Genomic DNA, 18,386 nt, shown 5'->3' on the forward strand with positions numbered 1-18,386 from the left:
GCGCGCGGTCTCCTGCGGAGACACGACGCGGAGTGACTGCGTCACTCCCAACGCTGCCGCGCCGCTGCGCGGCGCCGAGGAAAGTGAGCCGACGGGCAGTCACCTTCGGTGCCTGCGGGCTGGTCCGGCTCGGACCGGGAGCGCGGGCTCGGGGTGAGGGCCTGGTGGTGGCTCCATACCCCCTGCGGGGGTATTTATGCTGGTAAGAGGGCTGGTTGATCGCTGTCGGCTTGAGGGTTTCGATTCCGCCCCCTGCGGGGCCGGCCTCTCCCGTTGCAGTATCGCGCTCTCTCGTAGTGACGTTACGTAGGGAGCAGCGGGTCATGTCCGCCCTCCCTGCGGTCGGGACACCGGACACGCAGAGTGCCTCAAAGCCGGTACATGGGATGGCAATAGGTCTACACCAATATAAAAGACGCAGCAAGAAGAGAGGGTCACGGGAGCCCGGAAAATCAGGTGGCGGGCATCCTGAAATGCCAACCAGACAACCCATATGACAAAACCTCATAACCCCCGATAAAACCTATCCTGACACCCCGTCCAAACACCAACCACCAACCGCAAAAGACAGACCATCAAAACCACGCATCCAGAATGCAATATACGCAAAACCCGGACGCTTGAACTCCCTCAAGCAGATCTGGCGAAGTGTCAGCGGGCAGAGTGCACCGCGCGCAGCGTCCAGTACGCCGCCAGGCGCAGCCCCCGGAGAATGGATGGCGCGTCGTCCGCGAAGACGTCGACCAGGATCCGCGGCAGCCGTAGTGCCGTATCGGTGCCGTCGAGCATCCGCAGGATCAGGGCCTCGGCCAACTCGGCGACGCCTGGGGCATGTTGCGAAAGTCCCGTCTGCCCCGCGACGCCTGGCACGGGCTCCCCCGTGGGGGCAGGGGTCCGTAGCCTTGTTGGCGAGTTGCGGCTCTGGTCCACTTTTTGTGGTCGCGCACGCAGCGTGACTGTGGCTCATCGTCAGACGGCTGTCGAGGTCGCCCGAAAATCGTCCCGACCGGGGCCCAAGGGCTGTCCAGGACGCCTCCGGGGCCGTGATCACACAAGCCACGCCGGGATCATCGCACCGGCCCAGCGTGCCCCGTCAGCAAGCTTCCTTGCTTCGGCGGAACTCGTGGATCACTTGGATCTCGCCGACGATGTGGGCGTTGAACTCGGCCAGCTCCGTGACCAGCAGGTCGAGACGGTCCTCAAGGTGTCCCGAGCACCGGAGCGAGGGCGGTCAGGAGGCGGGTGCCGAGGTCCCGCTTCGCGGCTTCGGTGTGTGGATGGGCGTCGTCGAAGCCTGTCCAGTCGGTCTCGCGGACGGCGTTCTCGAACATGGCGAGGTTCAGCGGCTCGTTCGGGTGGCCCGGCCACTCGTCCGCCTCGCGCAGCACTGTCTCCAGGAGGGTGAGTGGCAGGGCGCAGCTCTCGGCGAGGAGGACCGCGTCGTAGAGGTCTTTGGCTTGCGGGTACATGTCGCAGCTGAGCCAGAGGAGTTTCCAGGCCAGGGACAGTTCTCGGTCTGCGGCCAGGAGGTGGGCGCCTACGATCTTGGTCGGGCGGGGTGGGGTGGGGAGGTGTTCTTGGAAGACGAAGTCGAGTTGGACCTGGCCGCCGGGCAGTCCGGGTGCGGTCCACGGGAGGACCAGGCGGTGGCCGGGTACCCGTTCGTAGGTCCAGATGTACTCGGAGACGCCGTCGGCGGCGTCGATGGACAGGTCCGTGCCGCTCTGCTCGGCGTGGCGCTCGGCCGCCTTGGCGATGCCGTCGAGCATGGCGCGGGTGCGCGGCTCCTCGATGTGCCAGGTTTCGGGGATGACGACGAAGTCGATGTCCTTCGGGGCGCGGGCGGCCTTGCCGAACCAGGTGGTCATCAGCATGCTGCCGCGCAGGACGAGGGAGTCGGCCCAGGGCGAGTCGGCGGTGGCCGCGAGGACGAGTTCCAGGGCCGTATGTCGGGTCGTCTGCCAGCGGGCCCGCAGTTCTGGGTCTTCGACGACGTGGTCACTGGGCCGGTAGGCGTCGTCGAAGTGTTTGAGGGCCGGGTCGAAGACGCGGTGCTGGACGGCGGCGTCGCCGATGCCGGCGGTCAGGGTGTGTGGGAGCTCGTCCTTGCGGTGCATCGACGGCGCCCACGGTTTGTCGTTCATATCGTTCATAGGGTTTCCTCCAGCCATCCCTCGTCCCATGACAGGTCGCTGTCGGAGAGGACGAGTTCCCGTTCCTGCGCGATCAGTTCGTGCCCGGCGGTGATCAGCGCGGCGACGAGCACGTCGCAGGCGTGTCCCGCCGTGTCTGCCGGCCCTGGGTGTCGCTGGGTCACGAAACGTTCGTGTCGGCCTCTCTGGCCCGGTAGGACCCGGCGGGCGTTCCAGGAGACGTGGGCGTTGTGTGGCATGACGAGGGCTTCGAGCGCGGCGCGGTCGTATGTGGTGGGCAGGGCCAGTTTGAGGTGGTGTTCGTAGTAGCCGCCGCCGGGGCCTGTGGGCTCTGTGCTCCATGGCACTGTCTCGACTTTGACGCGGACCGGTTCGAAGCCGGCCTCTCGCAGGGCGGCCAGGACCGCTGGGTGGCTGGTTCGGTCGGGCAGGGTCAGCATCGGCTGGAGGGGCGTGCGGCCCCGGGCGAGGACGATGGTGGTGACCTTCAGTCCTCGGCTCGCCGCCCATACGCCGAGTCGGGTCCGCTCCTGCTCGGTGCGGCACCGGACCGTCACATGCGTCTCGTAGACGTTGTCGAACTTGTGCATCTCGAACCCCTTGTACATCGCGAGGAGTGTGGCAGACGGGGTGTGGGGGCTCATCGGGGTTTCCGGGCTGGGCGGCCGTAGGCTCGCGGTCGGCGACGAGCGGTCGGCGACGATGGGAGAAATGGCATGTGGAAGGGGGCTCTGGACCGGGCCGGGGTCGGGGAGCCGCTGCTGCGGCGGGACTACACGGAGCAGCGGCGGGTGGTGCGGAGGTTCGCGACGGCCGAGTATGCGGCCGCGCGGCTGCTGCTGCCCGCCGCTTTGTTGCCGCATGTCGTGGCCGCCGTCGCGTTCATGCATGACACCGATGACCGGATCGACCGTGGGGCGGCGGAGGAGCGGGGGGCCGCGCTTGTGGAGTGGGACGGCTTGGTGCGGAAGGCTTTCGCCGAGGGTGATTCCGGGGTGCCTGTGTTGCGTTGTCTGGTGCGCACGGCCGAGTGCTATCCGGATGTGCGGGGGTATGTGGAGGGGTTTCTGCGGGGCTGCGAGCGTGAGGTGGTGTGGCGGGCCTTTGCGGATGAGGAGGAGCTGGAGCAGTACGTGCGGGAGTACTCGCTGCCTGCGCTGATGCTCACGGCTTGTCTCCTCGCGCCTGCGGATGTGTCGGGGCGGGTGGTGTTTGTGGACGGCTGTCATCGGCTCATCCGGGCCATGCAGCGCATCGACTTTCTGGAGGACTTGTCCGAGGACGTGCGTGGGGGCCGGTCGGGTGTGCCTGCGGATGCGGTGGCGCGGCACGGGGCGGACCTGTCCCGGCCGGGCGTGGCGCTGGGGCGGCTGGTCGGGGAGCAGGTGGATCGGGCGGCGGTCGATCTGGTGGCGGCCGGCCCTCTCATGGGTGTGGTGGGGGGTTCGTATCGGCCCTTCGTGCGGGCTCTCGTAGGTGTCCAGGGCCTGCGGCTCGAGGCGGTGCGTCGTGCGGGTGCTTCCTTGGCGGTGCGGGGCTCCGGTCCGCCGGTGGGGGCGGCCGCCGTGCTGCTGTTGCGAGAGGTGGCGGCGCGGGCCCGGCGGGGCCCACGGGTCGGTTGTTGAGGGGGTGTCTCGTCGCTGAGGCCGGGTCAGGATGTGGTGTCTGGTGGCGTGGGTCGCAGGGCGGGGGAGGTGATTGCTTGCGGTGGGATGCCTTGCGTGTGGAGTCGGGAGAGGAGTTCTGTCTTCTGTTCCTGTGTGAGGGCCATCCGGAGTGAGGTGCCTGAGTCGCTGGCGTTGAAGACCAGTTGGTTCCCTCGTCGGCCTTCGGCGTGGATCGTGTGGGGAGCCAGGTCCGGCAGCAGCTCGAACTGTGCGTCGTCACGGACGTCGATGTCGATGCCCATTCCTGGGTCGGCGTGTCGGGGGCGAGTGCCGGCTGCCACGGCCTTCTGGGCCAGGGGCAGCGTGTGTTCGTATGAACGGAGCACGGTGGGTGGCCAGGGATCGTCGCTGTAGGCGTCGAGGTGGGCGGTGTCGATGCCGGAGCGCAGCATGTGAAGCGTTTCACGGTGCAGGAGCACGGCGTCCGTGGGGCTCAAGCCACCTGCGAGTAGGGGTTCGCGGCTCACGTCATCATGCTGGTTGATCACACGTATGACGTTCCCGCACGCGGTTTTCCCGTGTCTGAGGAGGGTGGCTGGGGTCGGAGCGTGATCTCCTCTGTCAGGCAGGTCCTGGGGTGTTCTCAGGGCGCCGTACGGACTGTCTGGTGTGTCAGGAAGGCGGGGTGCCTGCCCCCTGGGTGGCGGGTGGGGCGCAGCGGTGCTGGCCGGGGTCAGGCGGGGGTCAGGCGCCGATGCCGGGGGCTGGCCGGGGGTCAGGCGCCGATGCCGGGGGCTGGCCGGGGGTCAGGCGCCGATGCCGACGGAGGCGACGTAGGCGTAGGCGGCGTAGTCGGAGTCGAGGTCGGTGATGACGTCGTCCCAGATTTCGTCCATGAGGTCGTCGTCCTTGTTCGCGTAGGCGTCGACCAGGTCGTTCCAGATGTATCGGACGGTGATGGAGCGCTGGGAGAGGCCGGGGCGGCGGCGCTTCTCGTCGACCTGGGTCTGGTCGACGGGGTAGATCTCCATGCGGCGGCCGGCGCCGTTGTTGTCGAGGTGTCGCTTGAGCCATCCGGAGCGGATCAGGTTGGCCCGGCGCCGCTGCCAGTACGCGTTGTCGATGCGTTCCCGGCTCTTGTTGTTGGGGAGGCGCTCGCCTTCCGTCCAGGACTTGAGTGCGCGGGGCTTGACGCCTTGCTGGGCCAGGGCTTCGCGACCGGCCTCGCTGTCGAGGTAGCGCAGCCGGGCCCGGAGTCCGCGGTCGGACGTGACGGGCGAGGCGATCTGGGAGGAGTGGACGATGCGGTTCAGCTCCTGGATGAGAGCTTCCCCGCCTTTGATTCCTCGGGCGTTGTATTTGCCGAAATCGCCCCAGCGTCCCCACAGTTCTGATGACCCGGCCATCAGCGCCTACCTCCGAGGATGTAGGTGTCCTTTTCCTTGACCTGGTTCAGGTCCCGGCCCTCCGGGAAAACAGTGCGCCACTCCCCCGTCACGTGGAGTTCGTCGGTGCCGGAAATCTCGACGACTTGGAGGCCCGAGCGGTGTGCCTTGTGGGCTTTCATCCACAGATTCGCGAAAGCCTTCGCGCGGATGATGTGCATCCAGTCCGGGCGGCGGATTTCCCGGTTCGCGCTTGACTCACCAATAGTTGACACGAACTTAGAATACATGGCCTTCACGTAAGCCACCGTCAGTTCGTCACCTTCGGCCAGTGCATTCTTGCGGGATTCGGCCAGGGCGCGGCGGAGTTTTTCCAGGAGAGCTTCCGAGGCACCTGAGACCAGGGAGCGGTGGATCGTGGGGGCGTCGGCCAGGTCCTGGCGGGCGCAGTCGAGCAGGAGGCGGAGCGTGGACTCGGTCACCCAGAGCTCGCCGGGCTCGATCCGGTGGCCCAACGGGTTGGGGAGGTCCGGGTGTTCCCAGGTGGCGGGGGTGATGAGGTGGACGCCGGCCTTCTTCGGGTCATGTGTGCCGCTGGTGTCCTCGCGGAGCTGGCCGATCGGCAGCCAGCACTTCAGGGCCGAGCAGTAGGCCGCGTTCATGTCGAGCGCGGTCACCTCGATCCGCTCACCCTTCTTCGCCGCCGCGAAAAGGTCGGAGTTGCGCCACTTGGGGCGGCCCTCCCAGATTTCGTCAGCGCCCTTCTGCGATTTCTTGCGGAGGATTTCGGCGGTCGGCGGGAATTCCGAATGTTCGTACCGGCCGCCGACCCGGGAAGATTTCAGCAGCGCCATCACGTCCGGAATCGCCGCCTTGATCAGCGCGGCCTGCGCGGCGTCGACGTCACCTGAGCACTCGGCGAGCACCTCGTGCACGCGGTCGGTGATCTGCTCCACCAGCGTGGTGGAGGCGTAGCCCGGGGCGGACTTCCGCGAGTTGGCCGGAACGGCAACCGGAACGGCAACCGGAACGGCAACCGGAACGATGGTCGGGGCGAGCGGAGGGGCGGGCGTGGGCGTCTCGGCCGGGGTCGGCGATTCCGGCGCTGCGGCAGGCGGGGCGGCGACTGGAGTGGGCGGAGCGGCCGGGGGGATCTCGGCCGGGGCCGGCGGGGCCGGCGGGGCCGGCGGGGCCGGCGGGGCCGGCGGGGCCGGCGGGGCCGGCGGGGCCGGCGGGGCCGGCGGGGCCGGCGGGGCTGGCACCGCGACCGGCGGATCGGGCACGGGCGCCGTGGTGGGGACGTCGGCAGCCGCGGACGGCACAGCGGCCGGGGCGTCCTGGACGGCGGTCGCGAGGGCTGAGCAGTCGGCGGGGTCGAGGTGTTGGGGGTAGCCGTCGACGTCGTCGTACGCCGGCTCGCCGCACAGTACGCACCGCCCCGCCGGCTCGCGTTCCATGCCCAGGGTCGGGGCGGGAGCGGCAGGCTGACGGTCCGGCAGGGTGGCCTGGGCGGGCGGTACGGCGAGCGGGGCGAGGCTGCCCGGTACGACGCTCGGTACCGCGCCGTGGAGGACGGCCACGGCGTGTGTCGGCCCGGCCAGGAGGTCCAGGACGTGGAGCCGGTAGTGGGCGGCGAGGAGGTCGATGTCTTCCAGGGACCAGTGGGCGCGCCCGGCCTGTTTGCGGGATACCTGTGCCTGCGACTGCCCGAGCCCGGCGGCCAGGTCGCCCTGGCGCTCGTCGGTCCGCGTCATCAGCGCGGCAACCGTGAGTCGGAGGATCTCCTCGGTACTCATCATGACGACCACCCTAGTATCCATGATGCGGAATCCGCATATGGGTTGCAGATTCCGACTCGTTCGGGGTGTCGGGGTGGCAATGTTGACCCCAGCGGTAGCCCTTCGCGGTACAGCCGCTCAGCAGGAGGCCCTGTACGGCGCCCTGAGCGACGTTCAGCCCGGCCTCGCCCAAGGGGGGGCCGGGAAGCCCGGAAACGGCCACGCAAGTGTCTAGGAGAGCGCGGGCGGGGACCGGCTGACGGAGGTGGCCGACGTGTCGTCGTCGAGGGGCCGCGCCGGAACAAGTGTGGTCTCGTGCTGCTTCCTGTCACTCTCAGGGAGTGCCGCCCGTCTGGGCCCGCAGTCTGAGACCCAGTTCGGCCTTTCTCAGTCGGCTCAGGGCCGTGTCCGTGCCGAGGGTGTTGCCCGTGGTGCGGCAGAAGCCGGCGGCCTGGTGGTGCGCGGGGACGGCCTGAGCGAAGCGGCCGGCATCCACCAGGGCCCCGGCCACGAGGCCCAGTGCCCAGCCTCCTTCTCCGTGTCACCGGCTGCCGCACAGGCCTCGTGGAGGCGCCGGAAGGAGGGCTTCCTCGGCCCGGCCCGCGTTCGCGATGCCGGCGCCGATCTCCCTCAGGGCCCGTTGCTCCAGATCGGGACGGTGTGCGCCGCGGCTCACGTCGGCGCAGCGCAGGGCGACGACGACGGCCCGCCCGCACCGGCCCGCCTCCACCAGCGCCTTGCCGAGGTCGAACAGGGCCTCACCCTCGCCCTCGTGGTCACCTTCCTCACCGAGGCAGGTGACAGCCCGGGCCAGGGCCGCGATGGCCTGATCGGTGCGGCCCAGGGCCAGTAGGGCGCGCGACAGCTCGCGGAGCATGGCGGCCTCAGGGCCCCGCATGCCTCTGTGCCGCATGCCTCTGTGCCGCATGAGATCCACAGCCCGCCGACAGGCGCTGAGGGCGCGGATGCCGACGTCATCACCGGCGGGCTCCTCATCGACTGCAAGGCCGCCACCCGGCCCCACCAGATCGGAACAGCCCAGGTACAGCAGCTGGCCGGCTACCTGCTCCTGGACTACGACGACGCGTACCGCACCGACCGCGTCGGGTTCTACCTGTCCCGCCAGGGCGGCCTGATCACCTGGACCGTCCCTGACGTCCTTCCTGCCTTGGGTGCCCGGACGGCGCTGCCGGCGCTGCGTGCAGCCCTGCGAGACCACCTGCGGCAAGCCGATGGAACAGCGCAGGGTGTGATCACGCGCAGGCGTGAGTGACGTCAGCCTTCCTCTGGCGGGTGGAGAGCCGGCCGCGCGCAGAGGGACGTGGACGCGGGCCTGCGCCGTCTCCTCAATGACGAAGGGTGTCTCGACACAGACCCCGCCGCGGGCTGGTCGGGGGCCGCCACCGGCGCTGACGAGGACCTGGGTGGCCATGCGTACAGCGCGTGGGGACAGATCCCCCGATCAGTGAGCATCCAGATGCGCGGCTTCCCGGCCTCATGGGACGCTGCCGACGAGCCCGGCCGGCGCGTGGGCGGACTCGGAGGTGAGTCGGTAGAAGCCCTGGATGCTGACGGAGCGCTCCAGGTGGCCGTCCACGACGGCCCTCAGGTTGCGGGTCTTGCCTCGGGCATTGCGCCAGGTGAGGGTCGGCAGCAGGTCGCCGGGTATCGGGGTGTCGAAGCGTACGGGTGTCGCGTCCACGTGGACCGCACTGGCGCCGCAGCCGCCGGCTCCGAGCATCCACCAATCGTCATGCCCGGGGAACGGCGGATCCTGCCACGTCGCCTGGGCGGCGCCGCAGCAGTCGCCGCGTGCCATGTCGATCACCCGCATGCGGGACACCACGAATACCTCGCATCGGTTGGCGTGGAGCGCGTACACCTCGTCACCGGCACGGGCTCCCGACCAGGTGGGCAGGGACTGGTGGACGCCGGAGTAGGCGACCGGCGGCCGCTCGCCCACGCGGCCTTCCTTACGCAGGGCACGGCATGTGTCGTGGGTCCACAGCACGGTGAAGGCATCAGACATGCGGTGATCGTAAGAACCAGGACTGACAGTGCTCGCCATGGCCTGGAGCGGGCTCGCAAGGGAGAGGTTCCGGTCGCGTGAGGAGGTGCGAACACCTCTGCCACAGGCGATCACGGTCCTCGTGGGCGAGAACAACACGGCACGACCACAGTGGTCGATGCGGTGCGCCTGCCGACCGACCCCCTGGACGGGCCGCCGGTCACGGCATGCCGAGGAGCCGGACGCCCTGAAGGCTGCCGCCCACCCGATGCCGCCTCCACCAAGGCGCAGCCGGTGCGGGTCGCAGCCCGGAGCCTGTCGGGCTTGCCCCGCGTCATCGCCAGGTGAGGAACGGGGTCCGCTCCCGGCGGTCCCGGCGCTCCCGGCGGTCTCGGTGGTCTCGGTGGTCTCGGTGGTCTCGGTGGTTGGGGCGTGGCCCAAGTGGGACGCTATGAGTGAGGGGCCGTGCCGAGGAGATCGGGAGGGCCGGATGGGACGCGATGTCCCGGAGCTGATGTTCACACGTGACGACCGTCGTCGGTTCCGGAACAAGATGCACACCTGCCTCGACGTGTTCGCGCAGATGCTGCGCGAGTCGCGGTTCGACTTCGAGCGGCCACAGGTCGGACTGGAGATCGAACTGAACGTCGTGGACGCCTCCGCCGAACCCGCCATGCGCAGCACCGAAGTCCTGGAGGCGATCGCCGATCCCACCTGGTCGACCGAGCTGGGACAGTTCAACCTGGAGATCAACATCGACCCCCGGCGGCTGACCGAAGGCGGTCCCGACTCCTGGGAACAGGAGATCCGCGACGCGCTCAACCACGCCGAGGAGAAGGCCGCGGCGATCGGCGCGCATCTGGTCATGATCGGGATCCTGCCGACGCTCCAGCTCAAGGACACCGGGCTCGCGTCACTGTCCGAGAATCCGCGGTACCGCCTGCTGAACGAGCAGATCTTCTCCGCACGAGGAGAAGACCTGCTGATCTCGATCGACGGCGTGGAACACCTCCGGACCTACGCCGACACCATCGCCCCGGAAGCGGCGTGCACCAGTACCCAGTTCCACCTGCAGGTCTCACCCGACGAATTCGCCGACCACTGGAACGCCGCGCAGGCCATCGCGGGAGTGCAGGTGGCCCTGGCGGCGAACTCACCGTTCCTGTTCGCCAAGGAGCTGTGGCGCGAGACGCGTATCCCCCTGTTCGAGCAGGCCACCGACACCCGGCCGAACGAGATCAAGGTGCAGGGAGTACGGCCCCGGGTCTGGTTCGGCGAGCGGTGGATCACCTCCGTCTTCGACCTCTTCGAGGAGAACACACGCTACTTCCCCGCCCTCCTGCCGCTCTGCGACGACGAAGACCCACAGGAGACACTCGACCACGGCGAAATCCCCCGACTGGCCGAGCTCACACTGCACAACGGGACGGTCTACCGCTGGAACCGCCCCGTCTACGCCGTCGTCGACGGCGTACCCCACCTGCGCGTGGAGAACCGGGTCCTGCCGGCGGGCCCCACCGTGACCGACACACTGTCCAACGGCGCCTTCTACTACGGACTCCTCCGCGCCCTCGTCGACGAGGACCGGCCCGTCTGGACACGCATGTCGTTCGCAGCAGCACAGGACAACCTGCACACCGCCGCCCGACACGGCATCGACGCACCCCAGTACTGGCCCGGAATGGGCGAAGTCCCCGCGACCGAACTCGTGCTACGACGACTGCTACCCCTGGCCGACCACGGACTGCAACGACTCGGCCTGGACACCGCCTGGCGAGAACCACTCCTCGGAATCATCGAACAACGGTGCACCACCGGCCGCAACGGCGCCGTATGGCAAACCGAAATGTTCCACCGCATCCACAACACCGGCCACACCGACCGCCACCAAGCCCTCCGACACATGACACAGCAATACATCGCCTACATGCACCTCAACGCCCCCGCACACACCTGGCCCACCGACTAACACACACCCCCACAACACCCCCCGACACCACACCAACACTGGACGGGTGGCTCTTCGCCCGTGTCCGGGTGCGCGGTTCGGGCAGGGACCGCACAGCGCGGCCTCGACGACGACTGACCTCCACCGCGGGCGATCCCGGCTTCCGGCTGCCCCTCTCCGCTTCGGCACCCTCTGACCAGTCGTCAGCAGGACCGGCCCGACTCGGTACGTGACGCCGACATGGCCGGGCTCAGGCTGGCACGGGACCCGGCCGCCCGCCCAGACTGACCCCATGGAAACCATGGTGCCGGTGGACGGCGGCGAACTCTGGGCGGACGACACCGGAGGGGACGGACTGCCGATGGTCCTGGTCCACCCTGGCGTCGGCGACTCGACGATCTGGGACCCGGTCCTGCCGGCACTCGATGCACGGCACCGGGTCATCCGCTACGACGCCCGCGGCTACGGGCGTTCACCCGCCCCCGACGTCGCGTACTCGCCGACCGCGGACCTCAGAGCGGTACTCGACCACTTCGGGCTCACACGGGCCGTCCTCGTGGCCTCCAGCATGGGCGGTGCCGCCTCCATCACACTCACCCTGAACACCCCCGAACGAGTCGCGGGCCTCGCGCTCCTCGTCCCCGCCGTCACCGGCTACGACAGTCCCGCCGACACCGCGCTCCACCAGGACATCGGGAAACTCGCGCAGACCGGCGACACGGAGGGCATCGTCCGGCTCGGCCTCAGCCGCTGGGGCCAGGCCGCCGGCGGCAGCCCCGAGACCGACCCCGCCGCGGCCGACCACCTCAGGGCCGTGCTGCCCGCATGGTTCGCCAACATCGACCACCAACAGACCGATCCCCCCGCCTTCGACCGGCTCGGCGACATCACCGCGCCCACGGTCCTCGCGCTGGGCGAACTGGACCGGCCCGAAGTGGTCCGCTGCAACGAAGAGATGGCCGCACGGATCCCCCGCTGCCGCCTGGTCCGCCTCGCCGCCTCCGACCACTACCCGACACTGCGGGAACCGGAGAACTGCGCCCGGCTGATCGAGGAGCTGTACGCCCGGGCACGCTGACACCCAAACGGCGCCCCGCACGACCCCAGCGTCGCCCCGCCCGACCCAGGCAGAGCGCCGGGACCGTGGGGCGAGTAGCCGGGCGGGGGGCACGGGCCGCCCGGCGACGGGGAAGGGGTCGCCCGGCCGGCGGCAGCAGCCTGTTCCTCGCGGTCCCGGCGAAGAGGTCGCGGTCGACAGCGAGAGGGAGCCGGCGTCGAGCTAGGTGATCGCGTTGCTCCACGTTGCGTGCGGGATCGGCCCTTCCCGTGTCCGGGACAGGTCAGGGACGACGCGGCGAACAGGTGGAACAACCGCCGTTCTGTCCGGGACAGCGGTTGTCCCTGGTCAGGACCGAGGGGCTGTAGCAACTCTTGGGGCGTCGGAGACCGACGTTCTGAAGGGATCGAAATGAACCTGCTCAAAGGACTGAGCGTGACCGCGGTCGCGGCTGCGGCAGCCTTCGCGCCGACGGTGCCGGCATCCGCGTCGGGGGCCGGCAGCCGGCAAGCCGTCAGCCTCTCCAGCGCCGACGCAACGTACAGCGGCTCGATCGTGGTGGGCTCCGGGAAGGTCAAGGCCAACGGGACGATCAGGGACACAGGGTTCCACCGGGGTGAGAGCGAGCTCTGGATCTCCGTCACGACCACCGAAGGCACCTACAACAACCCCTTCGCGACGGTCGGCAACAACAAGAACTACACATTCGCCACCCGCGAGCTGACATACCCCGGCACGTTCCTCAGCGGCAAGGCCACCCTGTGCTCATGGAAGAACTCCGGCAGCTCCAGCATCTGGGCGTGCGGATCACCCAAATCGATCGGCTGAGCCATTCGTCCCACAGCACTCACCGACCTGTCAGCCCCCGCAACCTGGAGCGCGGCAGGACAGGGCCGGTTCCAAGACCCACCAGCACGGGAGAACAGCAGCCTCACCGGTCCGCACGGGGGTGGCTTCGACCCCAACCGGCGCGCAGGCCCCGCCGAGGATCACGAGTACAGCCCGACTGCCCGGCCCCATCCCACCCGACCTGATCACCGCACCCGGCGACCGCGCAGGCGTACACCGCAGCGCACGTTCACGGGTACGCCGGCACAGACGCTCCTGCACCAGAGCCGCAAACAGCAGTGCCCTCCCTCGCACGCGCGCCAGAGAGGGCACCTCCGTCCTTCCCGGGAATCAGCCGCTCGCGACGCGGGCACGTGCGCGGGAGCGGGAGCGGGAGCGGGAGCGGGATGAGGATCCCGGTGCGGGTCTGGCGTTCGACGATCAGCTCGCGGCCAGTCGGACCGCCAGGCCCGGGCGGGGGTACATCTCGCCTCACCAGGCCAACGCCACCGCCACCGCCACCGCCGACGCCGACGCCGAGTGTCGCCTCCCGAGGAAGCCCCGCATGGCCGTGACCCGGCTGGTAGCACCGCTGCCTTCCGGGGCCTACGACCGCCCCTCCGGCCGAAGCCTCGCAGGAGCATCGGCGGCTGCGGATCGGGGTGTCGCTGCGAAGTGGCGGTGACGGCCGCCCAGGTGAGGACGAACAGGGCGGCGAGCGCCGGGCCCACAGCGCCTCCGAGCTGGTAGCACAGGACGAAGAGTCCGATCGCGGCCGGCCGTTGGGAGGCCGGTACCTGCCGGGAGGCGTGTACGGACAGGACGGCGTTGCTGCCTGTCGCGACGAACACCCCGGCCGCCGCCGCCAGGAGCAGTACAGGCGCGGCGGTGGCCATGACCACGGCCAGGGGCGCGGCCGTCCCCAGCGCGACGAGGAGGATGAGCGACCACCGGAGCCCCAGCCTCGTTCCGCCGCGCCGGCGCAGCCGTGGCAGCGAGGATCCAGGACAGCGCGGACCCGGCCAGGAGCGCGGCCAGCCGGCCCGTACCGACCGCCTGGGCGGACCATTTCGTCCGCCGCCGGGCGAGCTCGGGCAGAACAAAGAGCAGCGTGAAGCAGGAATGGGAGAACACGAACGCGAGAACGGCACAGTGACGGAAGGCGCGCGAGCGGACCGCGGCGGCGGGAACGAAACCGTCCGGACGCCGCCACAGGTGCAGGGCGAGCAGGACCGCCACGGCGGCGGCCGTCGGACCGCCCGCCAGAGGCGCGGCCGGGGCGAGGACCAGTGCGGACGCCAGTGCCACGACGAGGCCCGCTCCGACGGCATCGAACCCTGACATGCGACGGGTGGTGCCCTCGGATGCGGTCTCATGCGCGGCGATGTGACGCCGGACGGCCGGGACGGCCAGGAGCGCGAGGCCTGAGACGGCGAGCGGGGCACGGGCAGCGACCCCGGCCGACAGGACCGAACCGGCCAGCGGTCCGACGGCGCCCAGCACGCCGAATCCGGCCGTGATCGCCCCCATACGCCGTGTGGAACCGGCCAGGTTCATCGCCACCGCGACCAGCCCCGCACCGCCGGCCGCCTGAGCGGCTCTGCCGACGTGCGCCACGGAGAACCATGGGGCGAGAGCGAGCACCGCGGTCCCGGCCGGCGCGGTCACCGCGGACACGACGAGGGCCGGTTCGAGACCCCGGTGCCGTACCAGGGCGGCGAACAGGGAGGTTCCGACCGTCATCGCCCACGCGAAGACGGAGACCATCCACGTCGCCCGGTCGGTGACGACACCCAGCGAGCGGGCCATGTCCGGAAGGATGAGGACGGGTGCGTCGGCTCCGGTGGCAATGGGCGCGGCGAGCAGGGCCGGCCAGAGCGCGGAGGGCCGGCGGGCCGGCGGGTCGGCGCCGGGGCGGTGACAGGTGCTGCGGTGAGACGTGATGCGACACCACACCCCAACCCTCCCGCATCGCCCGGCGCCTCCCCCCGCGACCGCCCGGCGCCCCGCGCCGTGAACCCCGTCGCCGTACGCGGCTGTGCCCCGACGTCCCGCCAGGCCACATCCCACCGCACGGGAACCCCTGCCGGGTGACGCCGGCGGCTCGGCCTGCCTCGGCGCGAGGAACCACCCAGCCCGGAAAGGCGACCCTCACACGAGCGGGAGGGCCCGAGCGGGAGGGCCAGTGGGAGCAGTCCCTGTACGACGTGACCAGGGCGGGCGCCTCGCTCTCATGCTCGCCCCCGTCGCCGGACCTGCCCCGGGAGCGGGTGCGCAGTGGCGGGGTGAAAGGGGTCTGTTCGCAGGGTTGCGCCCACGAGGGAATCGTTCAACAATCCTTCGTAGTACGCGAGTTACCGAGTGATGTTCCACGTCTGCGGCGGTCGACCGGAGAACAGGGAGATGTCATGGGGGATCTGCGAGAAGGTGCGCGCTTCGGCGTGTGGGCCGTCGGCGGAATCGTTGGGCTGGCGGTCGTCTACGTGATCGGCGTGTTCGTCTTCGGGGGCGCGGGATGGATCACCGCGCCGTTCCGCGGCGAGGTCGAGGAGCGGGAGGACACCGTAGGGTCCGGCGCGTTCCGCCTGACCACCTACGAGGAGTTCTTCGGCCTGTGCGAGGCGGTACAGAACGCCGAAGGAACGATCCAGGTGCTCCAGCAGGAACGGGGAACGGCCTCGACCGCGCGCAAGAGCCAGATCGACCAGTCGATCACCGCACTACGAGCGATCCGCATCGAATCCGTCAACGAGTACAACTCCAAAGCCGCCCAGGAACACCGCACGCCGTTCCTCGACAAGGGCCTGCCGCACCGGCTCGACGCCGACGCCGAGAAGACGACCTGCACCGACTGATACCGGGAAGGGGACAACCCTCCATGCACCACATCACGCGCGTCGCCGTCGCCGCCGTCTCGACGCTCACTCTCGGCCTCGGGCTCACCGCCTGCTCCGACTCCAGCCAGGACAAAGAGACCAAGGCCAAGCAGGACAACTACGACCAACTGGTGGCACAGCAACCAGCAGGCCGCATGGAATACTCGCCGACCCGCGAGTCGATCAACCAGTGGGTCGAGACCTGGGGCAAGCGGGGCAAGCTCTCGTACGTCTACATCCAGAACGCCAAGGGCGAGTACGGGTACTTCATCATGAAGGGCCTGCCCGTTCCGCGCTGCAAGATGCTCACCCCGACCGAACGACTCGAAGACACCTCCGACGGCAAGGCCGTCCTGCCGCAGCCCGGGATGGACGGCACCTACGCGACCGGCTCCACCTGCAACGCCTACTACGGCTTCGACGCCACCACCGGCGCCTACATGGAATTCACCGTCGGCACCAACCAGTCCTTCTTCCTCTTCGACCGACCGATGTCGATGCCCGAGTACGCCAGCGCCACACAACTCGGCCCCACCTCCGTGAAAGACATCCCCACACAGCCATGAGCCCCCTCCCCGGCAGAAGTCGCGATAGGGGCCACGCTCCTCACCCGGTTCGGACAGCAACAGCCCGGAACCCGCAACCACCCATACCCCGGCGGGGCAAACACAAGGAAACCCCTCATGCTGATGCCCCGGCGAAGACGGCGGCGACGACGTGACGGCTCAGTAACGGTGGACGGGCCAGTGCGGGTCGCCCCAGCGAGCGGGACCGGTGAGTCCTAGGAGCCGTATCCGGCGGTCCAGTTCCTCGGAACCACCCTCGACCCGCAGCCGCGCGGGAGCGACCCGTACGAGCCAGGCCGCGGGCCGCGCCCTACGGGCGGCGGGCCAGCACGTGGGTGTCGAGGAAACCCCGCTCGGACGCCGGGTCGTGGAGCAACCGTGCCACCGTGACGAGACCGGCCCCGGCCAACAACTCGGCAAACCGTCTCACCGGCCAGCTGTAGGCGGGCGCCACCTTGTGGTCGAAACGGACCGGCTCCGGCCCCTCCGTCCCGAAGAAAGACACCAGAAGCAGACCCCCTGGTGCCAGGACACGCACCTGCTCAGCCAGCAGCGCGGGCAACTCTCCAGGTGGGGTATGAATCATCGAGTAGTGGGCCAGCACTCCACCCAGCGCGCCGTCCTCGACCGGCAGGTCCTCCATGCGCCCTTCGTCGAACCGCAGCGCCGGATGGGCCCGCCGAGCGTGGTCGACCATGGCCGGGGAGAGGTCGAGCCCGAAGGCCTCCAGCCCCAAGTCGTGCAGCATGGCCGTCAGATGACCGGGGCCGCACCCCACGTCGGCAGCCCGCACGTTCCCCGTGCCACGCACGAGCTCGGCGAAGGTGCCGATCATGTTCCGCGCGAACGGCTGCGTCTCCAACCGATCGGCGAACATCGACGCATAAACGTCGACGACCCCGTCGTAAGCCACCCTGGTCACGTCCTGATATTCCGACACAGCAAGGAAACTAACAGCCACACCACTTCTCCCTCCAGGCCGGTAGCTCGGTCCGACTGGGTTCTCGGCGGTGCGGGATGACCAGACCCTTGCCGCGGCAGCCGCCGTCTGCGATCACGGTGGTCTTGCCGACCGAGTTCTTGGCTCCGAACAGTTCCCATGCCTTCCAGTCGTTACGGATACCGGGCACGGTTCGGCCGACGGAGACGACAAGGCGTGAGTCGGCGTCGATGACGACTGGGTGGTTGGTCGAGTAGCGGTAGTTCTTGGACCGCTCCGCCACGCTGTGGTCCCGTGTCGAGACCAGGGTGCCGTCCACGATCTGTACCGTTCCGCGGAAGCGGCTCCGCTTGCCGACTGCTTCGGACTCAACCCGGAGTACAGCGCTGTCCATGACGCTCCGACGCCGTGATCACAGCCCCCACGACAAGATCGTCTCAGGGTTGGCCAGGCGCCCCTGCACGCTCCAGACATACGGGACGTGGCTCCGCCGGGCCGAGGTCAGTAGAGCCATCGGTCCAGCAGCCGTGGCCAGAGAAACCCCTCGTAGCCCCTGAAGGCCGCAGGGTCGATCTCCCTCCTTCAGCTCCTCGGCCAGCCGGCTCAGACCGCTCGGCCGGATCATTGGGGTCCGCCTGCTCGGTGAGACGGTAGAACCGGCCCCGGGACGTGAGCAGGACAGGATCGCCATCAATCTGCATCACGACTCGTTCGATGAGGCGCGGAGCGACCGGGATGCCCACCTCGACGAGCTGCGCCTTCATCACGCCCGGGATCCGCCAGCCGGCCACAACGTCTCGTCGGGCCCGGCTGACATGCCCCGGACCGGCCCACTCGGTCAGCTGGCCGTACGTCGCCATCGAACGATCCTCTTCCGCCGGCTACGGTCCTGACCCTAGCGAGACGGCCTCAAGTCAGAGCACGGCCGCACTTGCGGGGCAGCCCTTAGGAGGTGACTCGGAGCGTGAGTTCGCGAAGCCGGCGGCCACCGGTGGTGCCGTCGTATCGGCGGGCGATGTTGAGGGCCGCCGTAGCCGACGACGCGATGGCCCACGTCAGCGACGCGCACAGCGAGCGGCAACCCGACGTAGCCTTGACCGGCGACGACAACATCCACGACGACTCCCATCTCGGTGAGGACCACTGAGCCTCCGCCAACTTGAAGTCCCAGGTCAAAGGGCTGGTGTGATCGGCTCTCGTGGTGCTCGTGCTGGTCGCGGGCGGAAGTCTGCGGACAAGA

Annotated in this window: 20 protein-coding genes and 1 pseudogene; 9 read left to right on the plus strand and 12 right to left on the minus strand. The window is 69.3% G+C overall.

Annotation, left to right across the window (positions count from 1 at the left end; translation table 11 throughout):
• Positions 1-651: 651 nt before the first annotated feature.
• The 3 genes from ACGFYP_RS34215 to ACGFYP_RS34225 form a co-directional block, all read right to left on the minus strand.
• Positions 652-813, minus strand: a complete 162-nt coding sequence (locus ACGFYP_RS34215; RefSeq protein WP_393501944.1) for a hypothetical protein — start codon at positions 811-813, stop codon at positions 652-654.
• 386 nt (positions 814-1,199) lie between these two features.
• Positions 1,200-2,153, minus strand: coding sequence for a nucleotidyl transferase AbiEii/AbiGii toxin family protein (locus ACGFYP_RS34220; protein WP_393501946.1), 954 nt, complete (start codon positions 2,151-2,153; stop codon positions 1,200-1,202).
• On the minus strand, positions 2,150-2,761 hold the full coding sequence (locus ACGFYP_RS34225; protein ID WP_393501948.1) for a hypothetical protein: 612 nt from the start codon (positions 2,759-2,761) through the stop codon (positions 2,150-2,152). Before ACGFYP_RS34225 ends, ACGFYP_RS34220 begins: the two co-directional genes overlap by 4 nt.
• 108 nt (positions 2,762-2,869) lie before the next feature.
• On the opposite strand from ACGFYP_RS34225, the gene ACGFYP_RS34230 reads away from it, so the two are divergent.
• Positions 2,870-3,778, plus strand: coding sequence for a squalene/phytoene synthase family protein (locus ACGFYP_RS34230; protein ID WP_393501950.1), 909 nt, complete (start codon positions 2,870-2,872; stop codon positions 3,776-3,778).
• Positions 3,779-3,804: 26 nt separating this feature from the next.
• Here ACGFYP_RS34230 and ACGFYP_RS34235 read toward each other — a convergent pair whose 3' ends face one another.
• The 5 genes from ACGFYP_RS34235 to ACGFYP_RS34255 form a co-directional block, all read right to left on the minus strand.
• Positions 3,805-4,308 carry a hypothetical protein gene (locus ACGFYP_RS34235; protein WP_393501952.1) on the minus strand — a complete coding sequence of 168 codons (504 nt, stop codon included), beginning with the start codon at positions 4,306-4,308 and terminating at the stop codon, positions 3,805-3,807.
• 258 nt (positions 4,309-4,566) lie between these two features.
• On the minus strand, positions 4,567-5,166 hold the full coding sequence (locus ACGFYP_RS34240) for a hypothetical protein (RefSeq protein ID WP_393501954.1): 600 nt from the start codon (positions 5,164-5,166) through the stop codon (positions 4,567-4,569).
• Positions 5,166-6,944, minus strand: coding sequence for an acyltransferase (locus ACGFYP_RS34245; RefSeq protein WP_393501956.1), 1,779 nt, complete (start codon positions 6,942-6,944; stop codon positions 5,166-5,168). Before ACGFYP_RS34245 ends, ACGFYP_RS34240 begins: the two co-directional genes overlap by 1 nt.
• 313 nt (positions 6,945-7,257) lie before the next feature.
• Positions 7,258-7,434: a hypothetical protein gene (locus tag ACGFYP_RS34250; protein WP_393501958.1), complete on the minus strand. Its 177-nt coding sequence runs from the start codon at positions 7,432-7,434 to the stop codon at positions 7,258-7,260.
• A gap of 30 nt (positions 7,435-7,464) precedes the next feature.
• On the minus strand, positions 7,465-7,821 hold the full coding sequence (locus ACGFYP_RS34255) for a tetratricopeptide repeat protein (RefSeq protein ID WP_393501960.1): 357 nt from the start codon (positions 7,819-7,821) through the stop codon (positions 7,465-7,467).
• 21 nt (positions 7,822-7,842) lie between these two features.
• Here ACGFYP_RS34255 and ACGFYP_RS34260 point away from each other — a divergent pair, with 21 nt between their 5' ends.
• Entirely contained in the window at positions 7,843-8,196 is a 354-nt protein-coding gene (locus ACGFYP_RS34260; RefSeq protein ID WP_393501962.1) for a hypothetical protein, read from the plus strand.
• Positions 8,197-8,418: 222 nt separating this feature from the next.
• Here the strand turns inward: ACGFYP_RS34260 and ACGFYP_RS34265 are convergent, their stop codons facing one another.
• A complete protein-coding gene (locus ACGFYP_RS34265; RefSeq protein WP_393501964.1) occupies positions 8,419-8,952 on the minus strand; it encodes a hypothetical protein in 534 nt (177 codons plus the stop codon).
• Between the two features lie 469 nt (positions 8,953-9,421).
• On the opposite strand from ACGFYP_RS34265, the gene ACGFYP_RS34270 reads away from it, so the two are divergent.
• The 6 genes from ACGFYP_RS34270 to ACGFYP_RS34295 all read left to right on the plus strand — a co-directional run bounded on the left by ACGFYP_RS34270 (position 9,422) and on the right by ACGFYP_RS34295 (position 16,206).
• Positions 9,422-10,900, plus strand: a complete 1,479-nt coding sequence (locus ACGFYP_RS34270; RefSeq protein WP_393501966.1) for a glutamate--cysteine ligase — start codon at positions 9,422-9,424, stop codon at positions 10,898-10,900.
• A 271-nt stretch (positions 10,901-11,171) separates the two neighbouring features.
• A complete protein-coding gene (locus tag ACGFYP_RS34275; RefSeq protein WP_393501968.1) occupies positions 11,172-11,957 on the plus strand; it encodes an alpha/beta fold hydrolase in 786 nt (261 codons plus the stop codon).
• Between the two features lie 390 nt (positions 11,958-12,347).
• The gene (locus ACGFYP_RS34280; protein WP_393501970.1) at positions 12,348-12,764 is read left to right on the plus strand and encodes a hypothetical protein; all 417 of its coding nucleotides are present in this window, start codon (positions 12,348-12,350) and stop codon (positions 12,762-12,764) included.
• 1,122 nt (positions 12,765-13,886) lie between these two features.
• On the plus strand, positions 13,887-14,105 hold the full coding sequence (locus tag ACGFYP_RS34285) for a hypothetical protein (protein WP_393501972.1): 219 nt from the start codon (positions 13,887-13,889) through the stop codon (positions 14,103-14,105).
• A gap of 1,067 nt (positions 14,106-15,172) precedes the next feature.
• Positions 15,173-15,619 carry a hypothetical protein gene (locus tag ACGFYP_RS34290; protein WP_393501974.1) on the plus strand — a complete coding sequence of 149 codons (447 nt, stop codon included), beginning with the start codon at positions 15,173-15,175 and terminating at the stop codon, positions 15,617-15,619.
• Positions 15,620-15,642: 23 nt separating this feature from the next.
• Positions 15,643-16,206 carry a hypothetical protein gene (locus ACGFYP_RS34295; protein ID WP_393501976.1) on the plus strand — a complete coding sequence of 188 codons (564 nt, stop codon included), beginning with the start codon at positions 15,643-15,645 and terminating at the stop codon, positions 16,204-16,206.
• 310 nt (positions 16,207-16,516) lie between these two features.
• Here ACGFYP_RS34295 and ACGFYP_RS34300 read toward each other — a convergent pair whose 3' ends face one another.
• From ACGFYP_RS34300 to ACGFYP_RS34310, 3 genes and pseudogenes are all read right to left on the minus strand, one after another.
• A complete protein-coding gene (locus tag ACGFYP_RS34300) occupies positions 16,517-17,146 on the minus strand; it encodes a class I SAM-dependent methyltransferase (RefSeq protein WP_393501978.1) in 630 nt (209 codons plus the stop codon).
• A gap of 25 nt (positions 17,147-17,171) precedes the next feature.
• Positions 17,172-17,507: pseudogene (locus ACGFYP_RS34305) on the minus strand (transposase); the annotation flags it as partial.
• A 76-nt stretch (positions 17,508-17,583) separates the two neighbouring features.
• Entirely contained in the window at positions 17,584-18,006 is a 423-nt protein-coding gene (locus ACGFYP_RS34310) for an SUKH-4 family immunity protein (protein ID WP_393501980.1), read from the minus strand.
• 104 nt (positions 18,007-18,110) lie between these two features.
• Here ACGFYP_RS34310 and ACGFYP_RS34315 point away from each other — a divergent pair, with 104 nt between their 5' ends.
• Positions 18,111-18,293 carry a hypothetical protein gene (locus ACGFYP_RS34315; protein WP_393501982.1) on the plus strand — a complete coding sequence of 61 codons (183 nt, stop codon included), beginning with the start codon at positions 18,111-18,113 and terminating at the stop codon, positions 18,291-18,293.
• The last annotated feature ends 93 nt before the right edge of the window (positions 18,294-18,386 follow it).

The organism is Streptomyces sp. NPDC048370, from assembly GCF_043200825.1.
In the GTDB taxonomy this organism is placed as follows: domain Bacteria; phylum Actinomycetota; class Actinomycetes; order Streptomycetales; family Streptomycetaceae; genus Streptomyces.